17 protein-coding genes are annotated in these 17,482 nt (G+C 66.0%); 10 read left to right on the top strand and 7 right to left on the bottom strand.

Features of this window, described 5'->3' with window-relative positions; genetic code table 11:
- Nucleotides 1-5: 5 nt before the first annotated feature.
- Together KQI12_RS02865 and rpiB are read left to right on the top strand one after the other, a co-directional pair.
- A complete protein-coding gene (locus tag KQI12_RS02865; protein WP_216570440.1) occupies nt 6-800 on the top strand; it encodes a histidinol-phosphatase HisJ family protein in 795 nt (264 codons plus the stop codon).
- Between the two features lie 67 nt (nt 801-867).
- Nucleotides 868-1,305 (top strand): ribose 5-phosphate isomerase B, encoded by a 438-nt coding sequence (gene rpiB, locus KQI12_RS02860; protein ID WP_216570438.1) that lies wholly within the window; start codon nt 868-870, stop codon nt 1,303-1,305.
- Nucleotides 1,306-1,383: 78 nt separating this feature from the next.
- On the opposite strand, the gene KQI12_RS02855 is transcribed toward rpiB, so the two are convergent.
- Entirely contained in the window at nt 1,384-2,589 is a 1,206-nt protein-coding gene (locus KQI12_RS02855; RefSeq protein ID WP_216570436.1) for a 5-bromo-4-chloroindolyl phosphate hydrolysis family protein, read from the bottom strand.
- Between the two features lie 611 nt (nt 2,590-3,200).
- Here KQI12_RS02855 and KQI12_RS02850 point away from each other — a divergent pair.
- The 4 genes from KQI12_RS02850 (at nt 3,201) to KQI12_RS02835 (ending at nt 8,702) form a co-directional block, all read left to right on the top strand.
- Entirely contained in the window at nt 3,201-5,096 is a 1,896-nt protein-coding gene (locus tag KQI12_RS02850; protein WP_216570435.1) for a VanW family protein, read from the top strand.
- A gap of 110 nt (nt 5,097-5,206) precedes the next feature.
- Nucleotides 5,207-5,890 carry a DUF2461 domain-containing protein gene (locus KQI12_RS02845; RefSeq protein ID WP_216570433.1) on the top strand — a complete coding sequence of 228 codons (684 nt, stop codon included), beginning with the start codon at nt 5,207-5,209 and terminating at the stop codon, nt 5,888-5,890.
- A gap of 101 nt (nt 5,891-5,991) precedes the next feature.
- Nucleotides 5,992-7,812, top strand: coding sequence for a DNA helicase RecQ (gene recQ, locus KQI12_RS02840; RefSeq protein ID WP_216570431.1), 1,821 nt, complete (start codon nt 5,992-5,994; stop codon nt 7,810-7,812).
- 17 nt (nt 7,813-7,829) lie between these two features.
- Nucleotides 7,830-8,702 carry a YitT family protein gene (locus KQI12_RS02835; RefSeq protein ID WP_253290778.1) on the top strand — a complete coding sequence of 291 codons (873 nt, stop codon included), beginning with the start codon at nt 7,830-7,832 and terminating at the stop codon, nt 8,700-8,702.
- Between the two features lie 347 nt (nt 8,703-9,049).
- On the opposite strand, the gene KQI12_RS02830 is transcribed toward KQI12_RS02835, so the two are convergent.
- Together KQI12_RS02830 and KQI12_RS02825 are read right to left on the bottom strand one after the other, a co-directional pair.
- The gene (locus KQI12_RS02830) at nt 9,050-9,691 is read right to left on the bottom strand and encodes a TetR/AcrR family transcriptional regulator (protein ID WP_216570429.1); all 642 of its coding nucleotides are present in this window, start codon (nt 9,689-9,691) and stop codon (nt 9,050-9,052) included.
- A gap of 141 nt (nt 9,692-9,832) precedes the next feature.
- On the bottom strand, nt 9,833-10,303 hold the full coding sequence (locus KQI12_RS02825) for a YfcE family phosphodiesterase (RefSeq protein WP_216570428.1): 471 nt from the start codon (nt 10,301-10,303) through the stop codon (nt 9,833-9,835).
- A 106-nt stretch (nt 10,304-10,409) separates the two neighbouring features.
- Here KQI12_RS02825 and KQI12_RS02820 point away from each other — a divergent pair, with 106 nt between their 5' ends.
- Genes KQI12_RS02820 through KQI12_RS02810 form a run of 3 tightly spaced genes read left to right on the top strand, consistent with a single transcriptional unit; the run spans nt 10,410 to nt 11,514 of the window.
- A complete protein-coding gene (locus KQI12_RS02820; RefSeq protein WP_253290777.1) occupies nt 10,410-10,694 on the top strand; it encodes a hypothetical protein in 285 nt (94 codons plus the stop codon).
- A gap of 42 nt (nt 10,695-10,736) precedes the next feature.
- Nucleotides 10,737-11,222, top strand: coding sequence for a hypothetical protein (locus KQI12_RS02815; RefSeq protein WP_216570427.1), 486 nt, complete (start codon nt 10,737-10,739; stop codon nt 11,220-11,222).
- Nucleotides 11,206-11,514: a hypothetical protein gene (locus KQI12_RS02810; protein ID WP_216570426.1), complete on the top strand. Its 309-nt coding sequence runs from the start codon at nt 11,206-11,208 to the stop codon at nt 11,512-11,514. The genes KQI12_RS02815 and KQI12_RS02810 overlap by 17 nt, the downstream gene beginning before the upstream one ends.
- A 21-nt stretch (nt 11,515-11,535) precedes the next feature.
- Here the strand turns inward: KQI12_RS02810 and KQI12_RS02805 are convergent, their stop codons facing one another.
- From KQI12_RS02805 to trpS, 4 genes are all read right to left on the bottom strand, one after another.
- Nucleotides 11,536-12,312 (bottom strand): hypothetical protein, encoded by a 777-nt coding sequence (locus KQI12_RS02805; RefSeq protein ID WP_216570425.1) that lies wholly within the window; start codon nt 12,310-12,312, stop codon nt 11,536-11,538.
- An 86-nt stretch (nt 12,313-12,398) separates the two neighbouring features.
- Complete coding sequence (gene wecB, locus KQI12_RS02800) at nt 12,399-13,544, bottom strand: non-hydrolyzing UDP-N-acetylglucosamine 2-epimerase (RefSeq protein ID WP_216570424.1); 1,146 nt, start codon at nt 13,542-13,544, stop codon at nt 12,399-12,401.
- Nucleotides 13,541-14,665, bottom strand: coding sequence for an MraY family glycosyltransferase (locus tag KQI12_RS02795; RefSeq protein WP_216570422.1), 1,125 nt, complete (start codon nt 14,663-14,665; stop codon nt 13,541-13,543). The genes wecB and KQI12_RS02795 overlap by 4 nt, the downstream gene beginning before the upstream one ends.
- 21 nt (nt 14,666-14,686) lie before the next feature.
- Nucleotides 14,687-15,694: a tryptophan--tRNA ligase gene (gene trpS, locus KQI12_RS02790; RefSeq protein WP_216570421.1), complete on the bottom strand. Its 1,008-nt coding sequence runs from the start codon at nt 15,692-15,694 to the stop codon at nt 14,687-14,689.
- 239 nt (nt 15,695-15,933) lie between these two features.
- Between trpS and gltX the strand changes: the two genes are divergently transcribed.
- Nucleotides 15,934-17,421: a glutamate--tRNA ligase gene (gltX, locus tag KQI12_RS02785; protein ID WP_216570420.1), complete on the top strand. Its 1,488-nt coding sequence runs from the start codon at nt 15,934-15,936 to the stop codon at nt 17,419-17,421.
- The last annotated feature ends 61 nt before the right edge of the window (nt 17,422-17,482 follow it).

Here is a 17,482-nt window from a genome sequence, read left to right as displayed (position 1 = left end):
GTCCTATGTACTATATCGACTACCACACCCACACCCTCCTCTCCCCGGACGGCAACGCGCCTCTGTCCGCGATGGCGGAGGCCGCCGTCGCGGCGGGCCTGTCCCAGCTCTGCGTCACCGACCACTACGACCGGATCATGGAGCACGGCGGCATCGCCCCGGACTATGACTGGGGCCCCGCTCTGGAGCAGTTCCGCGCCGCTCTCCCGGCCTTCCGGGACAAGCTGGTCCTCCGGTTCGGCATCGAGTACGGCAGCGCCCCCTTCGACCCGGACTATGCCCGGAGGATGCTCTCCCAGCCGGAGCTGGACTTCGTGATCGGCTCCCTCCACAACATGAGCCCTGAGCAGGGCGGCGAGGACTTCTATTTCCTGTCCTATGACCGTCCCGAGACCTGCTACGCGGCGCTGGACGACTACTTCGCCTCCATGCTCCGTCTGGTGGAGCTCCCGGAGACCTACGACATCCTGGGGCACATCATCTACCCCCTGCGCTATATGCCCCCGGAGATCCGGCTGGACCGGTATCAGGACGCCATCGACACGGTCCTCCGCCGGGTGGTGGAGACCGGCCGGGGCATCGAGCTGAACACCTACTGCGGCAAGACGATCGAGCCCTGGCGGCCCATCCTGGAGCGCTACCGGGACTGCGGCGGCGAGCTGATCACCGTGGGCTCCGACGCCCACTATCCCGAGCGGGTGGGCCTGGGCCTCCCCGAGGCCTATGCCCTCCTGCGGGACACGGGCTTCCGCTATGTGACCGTCTACGACAAGCACATCCCTACACAGATGGCTCTGTGAGGACCGTCCCGTCCGGACGGGCGGGGCGTTCTGATATATTTTTCATGGATCAAGAGGAGGAAAAAACATGAAGATCTCTCTGGGCTGCGACCATGGCGGGTTCGCCATGAAGGAGCACATCAAGAGCTGGCTGGAGTCCCACGGCTATGAGGTACAGGACTGCGGCTGCTATTCCACCGAGAGCGTGGACTACCCCGTCTACGGCAGGGCCGCCGCGGAGGCTGTGGCCTCCGGCGCCTGTGAGCGCGGCATCGTGGTCTGCACCACCGGCATCGGCATCTCCATCACCGCCAACAAGGTGAAGGGCATCCGCTGTGCCCTGTGCTCCGAGCCCCTCTCCGCCGAGATGACCCGCCGCCACAACGACGCCAACATGCTGGCCATCGGCGGCGGCATGATCGGCCCCAACATGGCCGACCGCATCGTGGAGACCTTCCTCAACACGGAGTTCGAGGGTGGCCGCCATCAGCGCCGGGTGGACCTGATCTCCGCCATCGAGGCGTGATAGAGCGCCTCCCAAAATAGATCAGGAGCCTGACAGGCCGCCCTCTGGCGCCCGTCAGGCTCCATTTTCGTCTCGTCCTCAGAGGCCCAGCGTCATACCGCCCGGGCCGCCGGAGAGGCCGTCCTTCTCCAGCATCTGCTCCAACACCTTCACATCAGTGGTGATGTCCATGGCGGTGTCCTCGAAGAGCTTGTCGAGCTGTTTCTCGAAGCCCTCCACCACCTTGTCCATCATGCCCTCGATCCGGGCCTTGGCGGTGGTGATGTTCTCGCCCTCCACGCCCTGCTCCTCCAGCTGGGCGTAGGAATCCAGGATCTTCAGGGTGGTGGGGAGATAGTAGTTCAGGAAGGTGCGGAGCTGGCCCCCCTTCTCCGGCTCCTTCTTCTGGTAGGCGAAGATCTTGCGGGTGATCTCCTCGATCCGGTCGATCTTGGCGCTCATGACCGGGTCCTCGATGGCGTCGTTCACCGCCCGGATCCGGGCCAGCGTGCGCTCGTCCTCGTCCTGCGCGGGGACCGGGCCGGGCTTCTTCGTGACCGGGGCCTCCACCCGGATGCCCTCGCCGCTGAGGATCAGGCGGCCCTGGGCCATGTCCAGGAAGCCCGTGGGGAAGAGCCCCTCGTCCAGCATCTCCTGAAGGTCGGCGCAGGCCGTATGGACGGACACGGGCATGGCCTGCGCCAGCCGCTCCACCGGCACGGACTCCTGCCGGCCGATCAGGGCCAGATACTTGCGGAAGCGTTTGCTCCGCCGGTTTTCCCGCAGACCCACGGTCAGGAGCACCAGCCCCACGCCGCACATCCCCGCCGGGACGAAGAGCTCCCCGATGTCGCGGAAGGAGAACCAGCCGTAGAGGATGCTGTCGATGATCTCGAAGACCGTGCCCAGCACAGCGACCGCGCTGACGCCCGTGAAGACGCCGCCGGCGATCATCATGCTCCGGCCCCGCTTGAGGCTCAGGCTCTTTGGTTCCGCCGGCGTGCGGCGGCGGACCGTGCGGGCCGCAGGGGCCGGTCCGGCCTCCGTCCGGCGGCGGACGGTCCGTTCCCGGACCGTCTGGCTCTCATAGACCCCCTGGGTGCCGGGCTCCGCCGTGCCGATCCGGCTGGAGGTGGTCCGCGTGGTGGTCACGGAGCGGCTGACGATGCTCTTCCCGCCGCCCCCGGAGAGCTTGCGGAACAGGAGCACCAGACCGATGGGCCAAAAGAATGCCAGCGCGGCCACGATGATGATCCAGGAGACCACTTCGTTGTTGTTGTCCATATCGTTCTTATGATCCGCCATATCGGGGACCTCCCTGCTCGTCATTGATCGGTGCCGGAGACGCCTCCGTCCCCGGTCCATACCATTGTATCATATTTTTCAGACGGGAGGGATGAAAATTCTATTAATGTCATCGGAGGCGGTCCGCCACTTCGAAAGGCTGGATCGGACGGGGACGCTTTGTATATCCAGACCATCGTAGGGGCGGCGTCCCCGACGCCCTTCAGCAGGCTCTCTGTCGTGCGCTCCGCGCGACTGCCGGACGAAGGGACGACCACAGAGGGCGCCCCTATACATTAGGTAGAGAACGAGCGCATAGGGGGTGTCCAGAGGGGAGGTCCGCCCCCTCTGGCGTTCTTTTTCTTTCCCCCTTTTCTTTTTCTCACGTGAGAAAAAGAAAAGGGGCTCCCGCCGAGCAGGCGGCCCGCGCGGCGAGCGCATCCCCCGTCCCCGCCCGCGGCGGGAAAAAGTAGCCAACGGCTGCGCAAGCGAGGACACATCACCCCGCCCTGTGGGGCGATATCCTATCCGGACGCTCCGATGTTACCGTTCTGTAATTGCATTTTCCTTCTCAGCCTCCTATAATATAGAGAAGTGTTTCGTTTTTACCTCATATTTGGAGTTGATCTTACATGGAACGACAGCAAGGCAAACGGACCGCTCCCTCTTCGGAGCGCGGGAAGCGCCAGGAGAAGAATGCCCGGAAGGGCGGCAAGGCCCCCATCATCGCGGCGGTGGTCCTGATCGCGGCGGCCGCCGGATACGGCGGCTTCTCCTACGCGGTCTCGTCCAGCGGGAAGCTCCTCCCCAACACCACCATCAGCGGCGTGGATGTGGGCGGACTGACACAGGACGAAGCCGCGCAGAAGCTGGAGCGGGAGCTCCCCGGCAAGCTGGCCCAGCTCTCCGCCGGCTTCACCTGCGGCGGGCAGACCTTCACGGTCACTGGCGCGGAGGTCTCCGCCGACGCGGACGCCGCGCTCAAGGATGCCGCCGGGCATGGGGCCAAGGGCATCGGGGCGGGCGTCCGCTATCTGGCCGCCCTCTTCGGACAGGGGACGGACGGCGATGCCGCCATCTCCTTCCCCCAGACCCCCTCTGCCGTCACCGAGGCGGAGGCGCACATCACCGATCCCATGGTGGAGACCACCTGGTCCGTGGAGGGCTCCACACTGAAGCTCACCAAGGGCACCACCGGTCAGGCCATCGACGTGGCCGCCCTGGAGGATACGTTGATCGGCGAGTTCGACGAGATGCTCCGCAAGGGCGAGACCTCTGCCGCCTCCTTCGACGTGCCCGTCATCACGGAGGCCCCACCGGACCCGGACTATGACGCCATGTATCAGCAGGTCCACACCGAGCCCGCCGACGCCTATCTGGACAAAAAGACCAAGCAGGTGGTCTCCTCCGTCACCGGCGTCAGCTTCGACCCCGCGGACGCCAAGGCCGCTCTCGCCCAGACCGCGGAGGGCGAGACCTGCTCCCTGTCCCTGTCCCTGACCGAGCCGGAGATCACCACCGCCAAGCTCAACGCGAACCTCTTCAAGGACGTACTGGGCCAGTCCTCCACTAAGACCGCCGGCGGCTCCAACCGCTGGCACAACGTGGGCTTGGCCTGCGAGCGGGTCAACGGCACGATCCTCCTCCCCGGCGAGACCTTCTCCTACAACGCCACCGTGGGGCCCTACTCTCAGGCCGGCGGCTTCCGGAAGGCCGGCGCCTATGTGAGCGGCACCACTCAGGACACCTGGGCCGGCGGCATATGCCAGCTCTCCTCTACGATCTACTACACCACCCTCAAGGCGGACCTCAAGACCGTGGAGCGCACCAAGCACAAGTACGACGTGGGCTATATGCCCTCCGGCATGGATGCCACCGTCTACGGCGACAGTCTGGACTTCAAGTTCCAGAACGACACGGATTACCCGGTGAAGATCGCCGCCTCTCTCACCCAGAGCGGCGGAAAGCGCTGGTGCAACGTGACCATCTATGGCACCAACACCACCGGCATCCATGGTGAGCCCTACTCCGTCGTGGTGGGCACCACCGCCCCCAAGACGGTCTACGAGCCCAACAGCTCCGTGCCGCAGGGCTCCAAGCCTCAGAAGGACTCCACCCGCACCGCCTACACCGGCAAGGTGGTGGAGGTCCATCAGCGTCTGGTGGACGCCAGCGGCAAGACCGTCAGTGACACCGTGATCCACACCGACAAATTCAGCGCCCGGAACGCAGTATACTTCTACAATCCCGCGGACGCCGGCCGGCTGGGCATCGACACCTCCACCGGTCTCATGACCAAGACCCCCACGGCGGCCACGCCTTCCCCCGCCGCCAGCGCCTCCGCTCAGCCCACCGCCACGCCGGCACCCTCCACGCATCCTACGGCCGATCCCACGGCCGCGCCCACCCACGCGCCGGCCCCAACGCCGACAGCCGCTCCCGCTCCTACCCCGACTGCCACACCGGCGCCCGCTCCGGCGGCCTCCACGGCCCCGGATACGCCGGTCCTGCCCCCGGAGGCACAATAACGTCTGATGGGAGGGCTTGGATCCCTATCGTCCGTCCGCATCTTCGAGACGGTCCCTCCGGGGGCCGTCTCCCTTTTCCCGATCCCGTTTCCCCGAAGGAGGATATCACCGTGTTCCAAGGCTTTTCCAACGCCACTGTGGACTTCATGTGGGGCATCCGCTTCAACAACGAGCGCCCCTGGTTCGAGGCCCATAAGGCTGAGTATCTCACCCACTTCTACCAGCCCATGAAGGAGCTGGCCAACGAGGTCTATGACCGCTTCCAGGCGGAGCACGCCGTCCCCGGCCTGTGCTGGAAGGTCTCGCGGATCTACCGGGACGCCCGTCGGCTCTACGGGCGGGGGCCCTACAAGGACCATCTGTGGCTCTCGCTGGAGCGGCCCGGGGAGGACCGCTTCTCCGCCCGACCGGTGTTCTGGTTCGAGCTGGCTCCGGAGGGCTGGTCCTATGGGCTGGGCTACTGGTCCGCCACGCCTCTGACCATGGCAAGGCTCCGGGCCCGGATCGACCGGGCGCCCAAGGACTTCGAACGGCTGGCCCGGCGGCTGGAGCGGCAGGAGGAGTTCACGCTGGGCGGCGAGACCTACAAGCGCCCCAAGGGCACGGCGCCCTCTCCCCTCCTCCAGCCCTGGTATGACCGGAAGAGCCCCGTCCTGGAGCACCGGGAGAAGCTGGGGCCCATCCTCTATTCTCATGACCTGGCCGACAAGCTGGTGGAGGGCTATTCCTTCCTGCGGCCCTTCTACGACCTCTTCACCGCCCTGGACGGAGATCCGGACCCGAGGGATCGTTGAGCGGGACGTCTGTCTCTGCGCTCCGATCCGGTCCTGATGCCGTCCCCTAACGATACGATCCATCCCACTCTCGACCGATCTCGATGACAGGAGGTCCTGCTATGTCCTATAAATCGGAGATGCTCCAGTCCTATTTCGGATACAGCGGCTTCCTGCCGGGACAGGAGCGGGCGGTGGACGCTCTGCTGGACGGGAAGGACGTGCTGTCCATCATGCCCACCGGCGCGGGCAAGTCCCTGTGCTTCCAGCTCCCGTCCATCATGCTGCCCGGGGTGGCGCTGGTGATCTCGCCTCTGATCTCCCTGATGAAGGACCAGGTGGGGAGCCTGGTGCAGGCGGGCATCCCGGCGGCCTATCTGAACCGCTCCCTGACGGAACGGCAGTACGCTCTGGCTCTGGAGCGGGCCTGGCAGGGCCGATATAAGATCATCTATGTGGCCCCGGAGCGGCTGGAGAGCCCCGGCTTCCTCCGTTTCGCCCAAAAAGCTCAGATCTCGCTGGTGGCGGTGGACGAGGCCCACTGCGTCTCCCAGTGGGGCACGGATTTCCGGCCCAGCTACCTGAAGATCCCGGCGTTTTTGGACTCCCTCCCCACCCGGCCGCCGCTGGGGGCCTTCACCGCCACCGCCACGCCGGAGGTCCGGGAGGACATCCTCCAAAAGCTCCAGCTCCGGGACCCGGTGCTCACCACCACCGGCTTCGACCGGAAGAACCTGTACTTCGAGGTGCGCCGCCCCCAGAACAAGAAGGACGAGCTCCTCTCCATCCTCCTGCGGCGGCGGGATGAGAGCGGCGTGGTCTACTGCTCCACCCGGAAGAACGTGGAGGAGGTCTGCGCCTTTTTGCAGGAACACGGCATCGCCGCCGCCCGCTACCACGCGGGCCTGACGCCGGAGGAGCGTCTGGCCGCCCAGGACGCCTTCGCCGCCGACGAGTCCACCGTCATGGTGGCCACCAACGCCTTCGGCATGGGCATCGACAAGTCCAACGTGCGCTATGTGGTCCACTACAATATGCCGCTGGACCTGGAGGGCTACTATCAGGAGGCGGGCCGGGCGGGCCGGGACGGCAGTCCCGCCGACTGCGTCCTGCTGTACAGCGGCCGGGACGTGGTGACGGGCCGCTTCCTGATCGAGCAGTCCCAGGCCCCCGCCGACGTGGACGATGAGACCGTCTCCGCCCTCCGCCAGCGGCAGCTGGACCGTCTGCGCACCATGACCTACTACTCCACTACCACGGACTGTCTGCGGCACTTCATCCTCCGCTACTTCGGGGAGACGCCGCCCCCCGGCCCCTGCGGCCACTGCTCCAACTGCGACGCCGGGTGGCAGGACGTGGACATCACCAAAGAGGCCCAGGCCATCCTGGGGGCCGTGGAGGAGTGCCGGGGCCGCTTCGGCGCGGCCACCCTCGCCGATCTGCTCTGCGGGAAGGAGAACGAGCGGACCCTCCGCTGGGACCTGGACCGGTGCCGGTCCTTCGGGGCCCTGGCCCACCGCCGGCCGCCGCAGGTGAAGGACATGATCCGCCATCTGGTGGAGGAGGGCTGTCTGGCCGTCACCGAGGGGGACTACCCCCTCATCGTGGAGGGCCCCCGGGCCCAGGAGCTCCGGGCCGCCCCGTCCGGCTTCACCATGCGCATGAGGCCCCAGCGGCCCAGGAGCGCCCCCAAGGCCCCGCCCGCCCCGGTCCATCTGGGCGACCCGGCGGACGAGGCCCTGTTCCAGCGCCTGCGGGCCCTCCGAGCGGAGCTGGCCCGCAAGAAGAGCCTGCCCGCCTACGTCATCTTCACCGACAAGACCCTGCGGGAGATGGCCGCCCGCCGCCCCGCCACCCTGTCGGAGATGGAGCGGGTCCCCGGCGTGGGCAGCCACAAGCTGGCCCAGTACGGCAAGCAGTTCCTGGCTGCGATCCAAGAATAACGACGGAGGTCTTTATGATGAAACTGAAACAGCACGAGCTGGTCCGTCAGGCCGGGAAGCTGGCCATGCTCCTGGCGGGCAGCGTCATCTTCGCCCTGAACATGAACACCTTCATCACTGCGGGCGATCTGGTCCCCGGCGGCTTCTCCGGCCTGTCGATCCTGATCCAGTCCCTGTTCCAGCGCTGGTTCCACATCGAGCTGCCCTTCTCGGTGCTCAACGTGGGCTTCAACCTGATCCCCGCCTTCATCGCCTTCCACTATGTGGGCCGGCGCTTCACGGTCCTGTCCTTCTTCAGCATCTTCCTGTCCTCGGTGCTGGTGGACGTCCTGCCCAAGTACGAGATCGTGGACGACCCTTTGCTGATCGCGGTGTTCGGCGCGATCTTCGGCGGCGTGGGCATCGTACTGGTGCTGAACAGCGGAGCCAGCAGCGGCGGCACCGACTTCATCGCCATGTCCATGGCCGCCAAGTTCAAGAACGCTAATTCCTTCAACTATATGCTCTACTTCAGCGCCGCCATCATCCTGATCTACGGCTGGCAGTTCGGCATGGACAAGGCCCTCTACTCCATCATCTACCAGTTCTGCTATACGCAGGTCATCAACGCGGGCTACAAGCGCTATAAGAAAAAGACCCTCTTCATCGTCACCGACGACCCGGAGCAGCTCACCGACGCCCTGATCCGGATCGCCAACCACTCCGCCACCGTCTGGCCCGGCGAGGGCGCCTACACCAAGAAGCACCGCTATGTGGTCTACACTGTCCTCTCGGACAGCGATATCCGCAAGATCAGCCTCTACATCGACCAGCATATGCCCGGCACCTTCGTCAACGTCATGGACTCCCACGAGGTCCTCGGGAACTTCTATATCCGGCCGATCGAGTGAGCTTTGGACCGAACGAACGAAAGCGAGCCTGCCGCCAAAGGATGGCGGCAGGCTCGCTCAGCGTGTCGAAAAAGTTCGACACGCTTCTCAGAAATGCAAGCATTTCTTCGATGAGATGCAGGCCGCCGCGCGCACTCGCTGCGCTCGCATGGTTGCGGCCTGAGAAGAGTTTTTTCTGAGGCACATGTCCTCAGAAAAAACGCCTTACATCTGATTCCGTCACCTGCGGGTGACGGAACTCTGCGAGGCTCTTGCATCGTTCAACGTGAGAAATCACTTTTTTGACAGTCTGAGCGAGCCTGCCGCCAAAGGATGGCGGCAGGCTCGCTTTTCATTCCGATCTTCTGTTACTCCACGGTACGTCCCTTGGTGATGGCGTCCAGGAGCATCCGGGCGCCGTGATGCAGGAACTCCTCCCGCTCGATCTTCAGGCAGTGGGCCAGATAGTTGCTCTTGCTGTCGGCCATCTGCACCAGACCGGAGAGCATGGCCCAGAACTGCACCACGATCTCCGCCGGAGACAGGCCGATGCGGACGATGCCCTCGGCCGCGCCCTTCCGGAGGAAGTCCTCCAGGAGCTTGTCGGTGGCGTCGTTCTCCTTGACGATCTCCTGGATGGTCTCGTCCAGCTTGGCCCCGTTCAGATCGATGATGCCGTCGCTCCCCACGACCTCGTAGGCGGCGGGGTTCTCGCTGTAAAAGTGGAAGATGGCGGCGCAGATCGCGTCGTAGGCGTGGAACCAGTTGGCGTTGGTGTCGATCGCGGTCTGGATCTTCTTCTGCAGGAGCTTCATGTTGCTCAGCAGGATCGCGTTCACGATCTCTTCCTTGCTCTGGAAATAGACGTACAGGGTGGCCTTGCTGTATTCCGACTTCCGGGCGATGTCATCCATGGTCGTCTTTTCGATCCCGTGCTCCGCGAACAGCTCCTTCGCCGCCGCCAGGATCGAGCTTCTGTGGAATTCGGTCAATGCCTGTTTCTTACTCAACGCATTCACACCTCTGGTTTTTTTTTTAGGCTCTAAGTTCAGTAACGATTCTACCATCTATCGCTCGATTTGGCAAGCACTTTTTGTTACTTTTTTCACGATCCATGGCCATCCTCTCCGGCCCATGCCCAAAAGGGCCCGTCACACCTTGAGCCCGTAGCACACCAGATCGCCGCCCTGGATGGTGATGACGCCGTAGGTGGCTCCGGCCCAGCTCCCCCGGATGGTGCCGGGGTTCATGATCCACAGGCCCTGCTCATAGGTGCAGAAGGCCTCGTGGGTGTGGCCGAAGAGGAGCACGTCCGCCTCCGCCTCCCGGGCGGCCCAGACCGCCTGGCCCATGCCCAGCTTCACGTTCCGGGTGTGGCCGTGCATCAGGAGGATGCGGCGGCCCTCCGCCTCCACCAGCTTTTCTTCTTCCAGGTCGGGCCGGCGGCCGTCGCAGTTGCCGGGCACGCAGTCCATGGGGATGTCCGGGAACCGCCGCCGCAGGGCCCGGGCGTCGGGCTCCACGTCGCCCAGATGGAAGATGCGGTCCGGCCGGTCCCGCTCCACCGCCTCCGCCATATGCTCCACGTTCCCGTGGGAATCGGAAAACACCAAGATCTTCATACCGTGACTCTTCCCTTTCCGGCGCACCTTCCCGGTCCGCCCACATATACTGAGAGTGACGCCGCCCGCCGGCGGCTCATATCCTGCAACGATGGAGGAGGATCTCATGATGGAACAGCCTCATCCCCCGCTGGACGCACTGACGAAGGACCCAAGGGCCGCCGCGCTCCTGAAGGACCGGGCCGCGCTGGAGTCCCTGCTCCGCTCCCCGGATGCCCAGGCCCTCCTGCGCCTGCTGGAGCAGTCCGCAGGAGGCGGCCTCCAGACGGCCGCCGACGCCGCCGCCAGAGGGGACGCCGCCCCGCTGATGGGGCTGGTGCGCTCCGTGGTGGAGAGCCGGGAGGGCGCCGCCGCCGCGGAACGCCTCCGGGAGCGGGCCCCGAAGGACTGACCCCGCCCGATCCATCAGGCCGGAAAGGAGCGAACGCGCGGTATGGCCGGATTCGAGGAACAACTGAACGCCATCCTGGGCGACCCCCAGGCCATGAGCCAAATCGTCTCCATGGCCCGGTCCCTGACCGGCGGGGGGAGCTCCGGGCCGGCCGGGACACCGGAGCCGCCTCCCCCGCCCCCCGAGGGCTTCGAGCCGGTGGAGCCCCCTCCCCCGGCCGCCCCGCCGCCGGAGCTGAGCGAGCTGCGGGGACTGCTGGAGGGCCTGTCCGGCGGAGCGGACGGCCCGCTGTCCCTGCTGGGCGGGCTGGACCCGGCGCTGGTGGAGCGGGCCCTGCGGATCCTCTCGGGATACCGGGCCGGGGACGACCGGAAGGCCGCCCTCCTGACCGCCCTCAAGCCCTTCCTCAAGGAGGAACGGCAGGCCAAGATCGACCGGGCCGTGGCGATCGCACGCCTCTCCCGGCTCGTTCGGGCGGCCCTCCAGCTCTTCGGGAAGGAGGATACGGACCATGGCCCAGTTCTATAACCGCTACATACCGGAGGCCGGGGGCTATGTCCGCCGCCCGGCGGAGGACGGTCCTCCGGAGCCGCCTCCGCCGCCTCCCATGCCGGAGGAGCCGGTCCCCCCTCCCCCGCCGGAACGGGAGACGGAGAGCGGCCTCCTCCGCCGCCTGCTGGCGCGGGTGGGGTTGGAGAAGCTGGACACCGGGGATATCCTGCTCCTGCTGATCCTCTTCTTCCTCTTCCGGGAGGGGGACGACATGGAGCTGGTCCTCACCCTGGGCCTCCTGCTCCTGCTGGGGCTGGAGGAGGAGTGAGGCGCGGGGAGCGCGGGACGGCTACTGTCCGCTCTCCACCGGCTGGACCGTATGGAGCACCGTCCGGTCAGGGAGAGAGAAGTCCGCGCCGGCGGCCACCGGACGCTCGGCCGCGGAGGCCGTCATGCGGAGGACCACCACGCCGTCCTCCACCAGCTCGGCGGCGGTGAGGAGGCCGCTGTCCACGGCCACCCACCAGCGGGACAGGTCCCCGGTGGACGGATCGCTCACCTCCGCATAGATGCAGGCCGCGCCGTCCTTGTCCTCATAGCCCGCCTTCGTGATGCGGCTCCGCTCCACCTCCAGCAGGTCCTCATAGGTGGGGATATGGGGGCCCTCCAGATCGGCGGACCACCGGTCGGCCGGGGCCGCGGCATAGCTCCGGCTGTTCCCGTACCAGTACCGGACCGTCCCATCCCCCACGATGCTGTGGCGGACCGTGCCGCCGGGAAGGGTGGTGTCCGACCGGGTCCAGCCCCCGTCCGACCAGATCCGGGAGGTGATGCTCCCGCCGGTCTCCGGCAGGCTGACCGTCACCTGACGGGAATAGCTGGCGGGCCGGGCCAGGGTGGCGATCACGTCCTGGACAGTCTCCGGCGTGACCTCCACCCGGAGGAGCTCCAGAGAGCCGTCCCCGTCCGCGCCGTCCCCGTCTCCGGCAGACGCGTCCTCCACGGGAGGCAGGGTGATCGGCGGCGACTCCGGCGTGAAGGAGTCCATGCCGAAGCTGGAGAACACGCCGACCGCGATCACCAGCGCGATCAGCACCACCAGGATATTGCGGCTCCTGCTCTCCATAGGTTCAGCTCCTTTCCACGAAAAAAGGACGGGGACGGCGGACCGGAAAGCCCTCGTCTCCGCCCCTTCGGGCCTTGTTCCTCTGATCACATACCGAACGCTTCCGGCCGATCGGTCCGCAGACCGAACTTCCACTCGATGGCGTCGGCGATCCGGCGGCAGGCGTGGCCGTCGCCGTAGGGGTTCACCGCGTGGGCCATGGCCGCGTAGGCCGCCTCGTCGGTCAGGAGCTCCGCCGCCATGGAATAGACGGTCTCCTGCTCCACGCCGGCCAGCTTGACGGTGCCGGCCGCCACGGCCTCGGGGCGCTCGGTCTCCTTCCGCAGGACCAGCACGGGGCGGCCCAGCGCGGGGGCCTCCTCCTGTAGTCCGCCGGAGTCGGTCATGACCAGATAGGCCCGGGCCATGAGGTTGTGCATCTCCTCCACGTCCAGCGGGTCGATCAGATGGATGCGGGGATGGCCGGAGAGGTACTTCCCGGCGGCCTCCCGCACCACGGGGGAGAGATGCACCGGGTAGACCAGCTCCACATCGGGGAAGTCCTCGGCGATCCGGCGCAGGGCGGTCATGATGTCCGCCATGGGCTGGCCGTAGTTCTCCCGCCGGTGGCAGGTCACCAGCACGATCTTCTTCCCGGCGTAGTCCAGCTCGTTCAGGAGCGGGGTGGTGAAGCGGAAGTCCGGCCGCACCGTGGTCTTGAGGGCGTCGATCACCGTGTTGCCGGTGATGAACACCCCGTCCCTGATGTCCTCCCGGAACAGGTTGTCCCGGTTGGCCTTGGTGGGGGCGAAGTGCAGGTCGGCGATGTCGCCCACCAGCTTCCGGTCCATCTCCTCCGGGAAGGGGGACCACTTGTCCCACGTCCGCAGGCCGGCCTCCACATGGCCCACCTGGATCCGGTGGTAGAAGGCGGCCAGGGCCCCGGCGAAGGTGGTGGAGGTGTCTCCGTGGACCAGCACCAGATCGGGCTTCGCCTGCTCGAACACCCCCTCCAGGCCCAGCAGGCACTTGGTGGTGATGGTGGACAGGGTCTGCCGGGGCTCCATGATGTCCAGGTCGTAGTCGGGCGTGAGCCGGAAGATCTCCAGCACGGAATCCAGCATCTGCCGGTGCTGGGCGGTGACGCAGCAGAGGGCCTCGATGCCGGGGCGGCTCTGGAGCTCTTTCATGAGAGGGGCCATCTTGATGGCCTCCGGCCGGGTGCCGAAGATCGTCATGACGCGTACGCTCATCGTTCTTCCTCCTTATCCTTATGGTCGTGGACGGCGGGCCCGCTGTCCACGTCGTGCTTCTTCTCCTCCCCGTGGAGGAAGAGCAGGATGGACATGGCCCCCGCGATGAACAGGGCGAAGAGGAGCAGCATGGCCCGCAGGGAGCCCACCGTGGTCAGCACCACGGCGGACAGGCCCAGGATCGCCGAGATCACGTAGAGCACGCCCACCGCCTGCTTCTGGCTCAGGCCCATGTCGATCAGCCGGTGATGGATGTGGCTCCGGTCGGCGTGCATGGGGCTCTGGCCGTGGGCGATGCGGCGGATGAAGGCGAAGCAGGTGTCGAAGATGGGCAGGCCCAGCATCAGGAAGGGCACCACGAAGGAGATCAGGGTGTAGTACTTGAACAGGCCCTGGATGGACACCACCGCCAGCACATAGCCCAGGAAGGTGGAGCCCGTGTCGCCCATGAAGATCTTGGCCGGGTTCATGTTGTAGGGCAGGAAGCCCAGGCATCCCCCCGCCAGACAGGCCATGAGCACCGCCACCGAGGGCTCCGCCACGGTGAGGGCGATCACCAGCACCGTCATAGAGCTGATGGCGGACACGCCGCAGGCCAGGCCGTCCAGACCGTCGATCAGGTTGACGGCGTTGGTCACGGCCACGATCCACAGCACCGTGACGGGATAGGCCAGCCAGCCCAGGTGCCAGTAGGGGGCCGCCGAGAAGATGTTGGGGTTGGACACGGTATCGATCAGGTTCCCGCTGGCCACGGCGATCACCGCCGTCACGATCTGCACCAGCAGCTTGGGCAGGGCGGGCAAGGCGTAGATATCATCGAAGATGCCCAGCACCACGATGATGACCGCGCCGATCAGCATCCCCTGGAGCTGGACGGTCAGGCCGCCCGGCCGGAGGAAGGGGGAGAACAGGATCACGCTGAGCAGGAAGCCCAGGAAGATGGCCAGGCCGCCCATCCGGGGGATGGGGTGGTCGTGCATCCGGCGGCCGTCCTTGGGCACGTCCACCGCCCCCCACTTCTGCGCCAGGTTCTTGACGATGGGGGTGGTGATGAGGGACACCAGGAAGGCCGTGACGAGGGCGCCCAGCACGATCCCGATGGTCTCCAGCGACATTCGCATAGGATAGGACTCCTTTTCCGGTCAGCGGGCCACGAAGCCCACTTTTTTGTATACCTTCCGCAGGGTCTTCCAGGCGGTATGGCTGGCCTTCTCGGCGCCGGCGCGGTAGACGCTCTCCAGATAGGCCTTGTCGGCCAGCAGACGTCCGGACTCCTCCCGGATGGGCTGGAGCAGGTCGGCCACGGCCTCGCCCACGGCGGGCTTGAACGCGCCGTAGCCCAGGCCGTCGAACTCCCGCTCGATGTCCTCATAGGGCTTGCCGGTGCAGGCGGAATAGATCTGCATCAGGTTGGCCACGCCGGGCTTGGCCGCCGGGTCCCAGCGGACGCACCGCTCCGTGTCGCAGTCGGTGACGGCCCGCTTGAACTTCCGCAGGATGTCCTCCCGGCGCTCCATCAGGTAGATGGAGCCGTTGGGGTCCTTGTCGGACTTGGACATCTTGCTGGTGGGGTCGCTGAGGGACATGATCCGGGCGCCCACCTTGGGGATGTAGGGCTCAGGGATCTTGAAGGTCTCGCCGTAGATGCTGTTGAAGCGCTGGGCCACGTTGCGGGTCAGCTCCACGTGCTGCTTCTGGTCCTCGCCCACGGGCACGAAGTCGGGCTGATAGGCCAGGATGTCGGCGGCCATCAGGGCGGGATAGGTGAACAGGCCGCCGTTGATGTTCTCCTTGTTCTTGGCGGACTTGTCCTTGAACTGGGTCATGCGGGAGAGCTCGCCGAACATGGTGTAGCAGTTCAGCACCCAGCCCAGACAGGCCTGCTCCGGCACATGGGACTGGATGAAGAGGGTGTTCTTCTCCGGGTCCAGGCCGCAGGCGATGTACTGGGCCAGCTGTTCCAGCGTGCGGCGGCGCAGGGCGGCGGGGTCCTGCCGGACGGTGATGGAGTGCATATCGGCCATGAAGTAGTAGCAGTCGAACTCCTCGGCCCGGGCGCCCCAGTGCTTGATCGCGCCCAGATAGGAGCCCAGAGTCAGGTCTCCGCTGGGCTGGATGCCGGAGAGCATCACTTTTTTCTCATTTTCCATGTTTGAAACACCTCGCTGCGTGTCGTTTCCATATTGTCCAAGTATAGCATGATCCGGGGCGGTTTACAATGCTTTGCGGCGGTTTTGGAGGACGGACGGCGGACGCCCGCTCCCTGCCCGGCATGGAAAACCGCGTTTCCCGGGCTTGCGGCTTTCCCCATCAGGCATTATAATAGGAAAAGGAACATACCGGAGGCCGCGTCGGCGGGCTCTGAGCTTTTAGATGGAGGGATCACCACATGACTTTGGATAACGACTGGTTCGACCAGATGGAGGCGCGCATCCCCAAGGGCGAGGTCCGCACCCGCTTCGCCCCCTCCCCCACCGGCTATATGCACGTGGGCAACCTGCGCACCGCGCTCTACACCTGGCTGATCGCCCGGCATGAGGGCGGCAAGTTCCTGCTCCGCATCGAGGACACCGATCAGGGCCGTCTGGTGGCCGACGCGGTGGACGTGATCTACAAGACCCTGCGCAAGTGCGGCCTGGACTGGGACGAGGGCCCCGACATCGGCGGCCCGGTCGGCCCCTATGTCCAGACCGAGCGCCGGGACTTTTATGGCAGGTACGCCCGCCTGCTGGTGGAGAAGGGCCATGCCTACTACTGCTTCTGCGAAAAGACCGAGTCGGAGGAGGACTCCGGCGCGTTCGACCGGGGCGATGACCCCTGCCGCGCCCTCTCCCCGGAGGAGGCTCAGGCCAAGGTGGACGCCGGCGTGCCCTACGTCATCCGCCAGAAGATCCCCAGGGAGGGCTCCACCACCTTCCACGACGTGGTGTTCGGCGACATCACCGTGGACAACGCCACTCTGGACGACCAGATCCTCATGAAGTCCGACGGCCTGCCCACCTACAACTTCGCCAACGTGATCGACGACCACCTGATGGGCATCACCCATGTGGTCCGGGGCAGTGAGTACCTGTCCTCCGCCCCCAAGTATGACCTGCTCTATCAGGGCTTCGGCTGGGAGATCCCCGCCTACATCCACTGCTCCCCCGTCATGCGGGACCAGCACAACAAGATGTCCAAGCGCAAGGGCGACCCCTCCTACGAGGACCTGCTGGCCATGGGCTATCTGTCCGAGGCCGTGGTGAACTACGTCACCCTGCTGGGCTGGTCCCCCAAGGGCGAGGACAGCGAGCGGGAGTTCTTCACCCTGCCGGAGCTGGCCAAGGCCTTCGACGTGGCGGGCATCTCCAAGTCCCCCGCCATCTTCGACATCGAGAAGCTGACCTACTTCAACGCCCACTACCTGCGCTCCATGACCCCGGAGGCTTTCCATGAGGCGGCCCTCCCCTACATCCGTCAGGGCGTCTCCGACCCCGCCTACTCCACGCGGGCGATCGCCGCTCTGCTCCAGGCCCGGTGCGAGCGCCTCACCGACATCCCCGAGAAGCTGGACTTCTTCGACGCCCTGCCCGAGTACGGCGTGGAGCTGTTCACCAACAAGAAGTCCAAGTGTACCCCCGAGGTGTCCAAGGCCATGCTGGAGGCCGCCATCCCCGCGCTGGAGGCCCTGCCCGAGTGGACCGGCGAGGCCATCCATGACGGCCTCATCGCGCTGGCCGCCTCTCTGGAGGTCAAGAACGCCACCCTCATGTGGCCCGTGCGCATCGCCGCGGCGGGCAAGGCCGTCACCCCCGGCGGCGCGGTGGAGCTCTGCCAGATCCTGGGCAGAGACGAGACCCTCCGCCGCCTGAAGCTGGGGCTGGAAAAGCTGGCGTAACGGCGGAACGCGGCCCGCTCCAAAAAACAGGAAAAGCCACACGGCTCAGGTCCCCCTTGTG

Source organism: Pseudoflavonifractor sp. MSJ-37, from assembly GCF_018917965.1.
Taxonomy (GTDB): Bacteria; Bacillota; Clostridia; order Oscillospirales; family Oscillospiraceae; genus Pseudoflavonifractor_A.
The sequence above is the reverse complement of the archived record's forward strand: the minus strand, read 5'-3'. Positions and strand labels throughout refer to the sequence as shown.

Excerpts from the sequence above, each read along its gene's own strand:
- KQI12_RS02865 (WP_216570440.1), top strand. The coding sequence starts at position 6 with ATGTACTATATCGACTACCACACCCACACCCTCCTCTCCCCGGACGGC.
- rpiB (WP_216570438.1), top strand. The coding sequence starts at position 868 with ATGAAGATCTCTCTGGGCTGCGACCATGGCGGGTTCGCCATGAAGGAG.
- KQI12_RS02855 (WP_216570436.1), bottom strand. The coding sequence starts at position 2,589 with ATGGCGGATCATAAGAACGATATGGACAACAACAACGAAGTGGTCTCC.
- KQI12_RS02850 (WP_216570435.1), top strand. The coding sequence starts at position 3,201 with ATGGAACGACAGCAAGGCAAACGGACCGCTCCCTCTTCGGAGCGCGGG.
- recQ (WP_216570431.1), top strand. The coding sequence starts at position 5,992 with ATGTCCTATAAATCGGAGATGCTCCAGTCCTATTTCGGATACAGCGGC.
- KQI12_RS02835 (WP_253290778.1), top strand. The coding sequence starts at position 7,830 with ATGAAACTGAAACAGCACGAGCTGGTCCGTCAGGCCGGGAAGCTGGCC.
- KQI12_RS02825 (WP_216570428.1), bottom strand. The coding sequence starts at position 10,303 with ATGAAGATCTTGGTGTTTTCCGATTCCCACGGGAACGTGGAGCATATG.
- KQI12_RS02820 (WP_253290777.1), top strand. The coding sequence starts at position 10,410 with ATGATGGAACAGCCTCATCCCCCGCTGGACGCACTGACGAAGGACCCA.
- KQI12_RS02815 (WP_216570427.1), top strand. The coding sequence starts at position 10,737 with ATGGCCGGATTCGAGGAACAACTGAACGCCATCCTGGGCGACCCCCAG.
- KQI12_RS02810 (WP_216570426.1), top strand. The coding sequence starts at position 11,206 with ATGGCCCAGTTCTATAACCGCTACATACCGGAGGCCGGGGGCTATGTC.
- KQI12_RS02805 (WP_216570425.1), bottom strand. The coding sequence starts at position 12,312 with ATGGAGAGCAGGAGCCGCAATATCCTGGTGGTGCTGATCGCGCTGGTG.
- wecB (WP_216570424.1), bottom strand. The coding sequence starts at position 13,544 with ATGAGCGTACGCGTCATGACGATCTTCGGCACCCGGCCGGAGGCCATC.
- KQI12_RS02795 (WP_216570422.1), bottom strand. The coding sequence starts at position 14,665 with ATGCGAATGTCGCTGGAGACCATCGGGATCGTGCTGGGCGCCCTCGTC.
- trpS (WP_216570421.1), bottom strand. The coding sequence starts at position 15,694 with ATGGAAAATGAGAAAAAAGTGATGCTCTCCGGCATCCAGCCCAGCGGA.
- gltX (WP_216570420.1), top strand. The coding sequence starts at position 15,934 with ATGACTTTGGATAACGACTGGTTCGACCAGATGGAGGCGCGCATCCCC.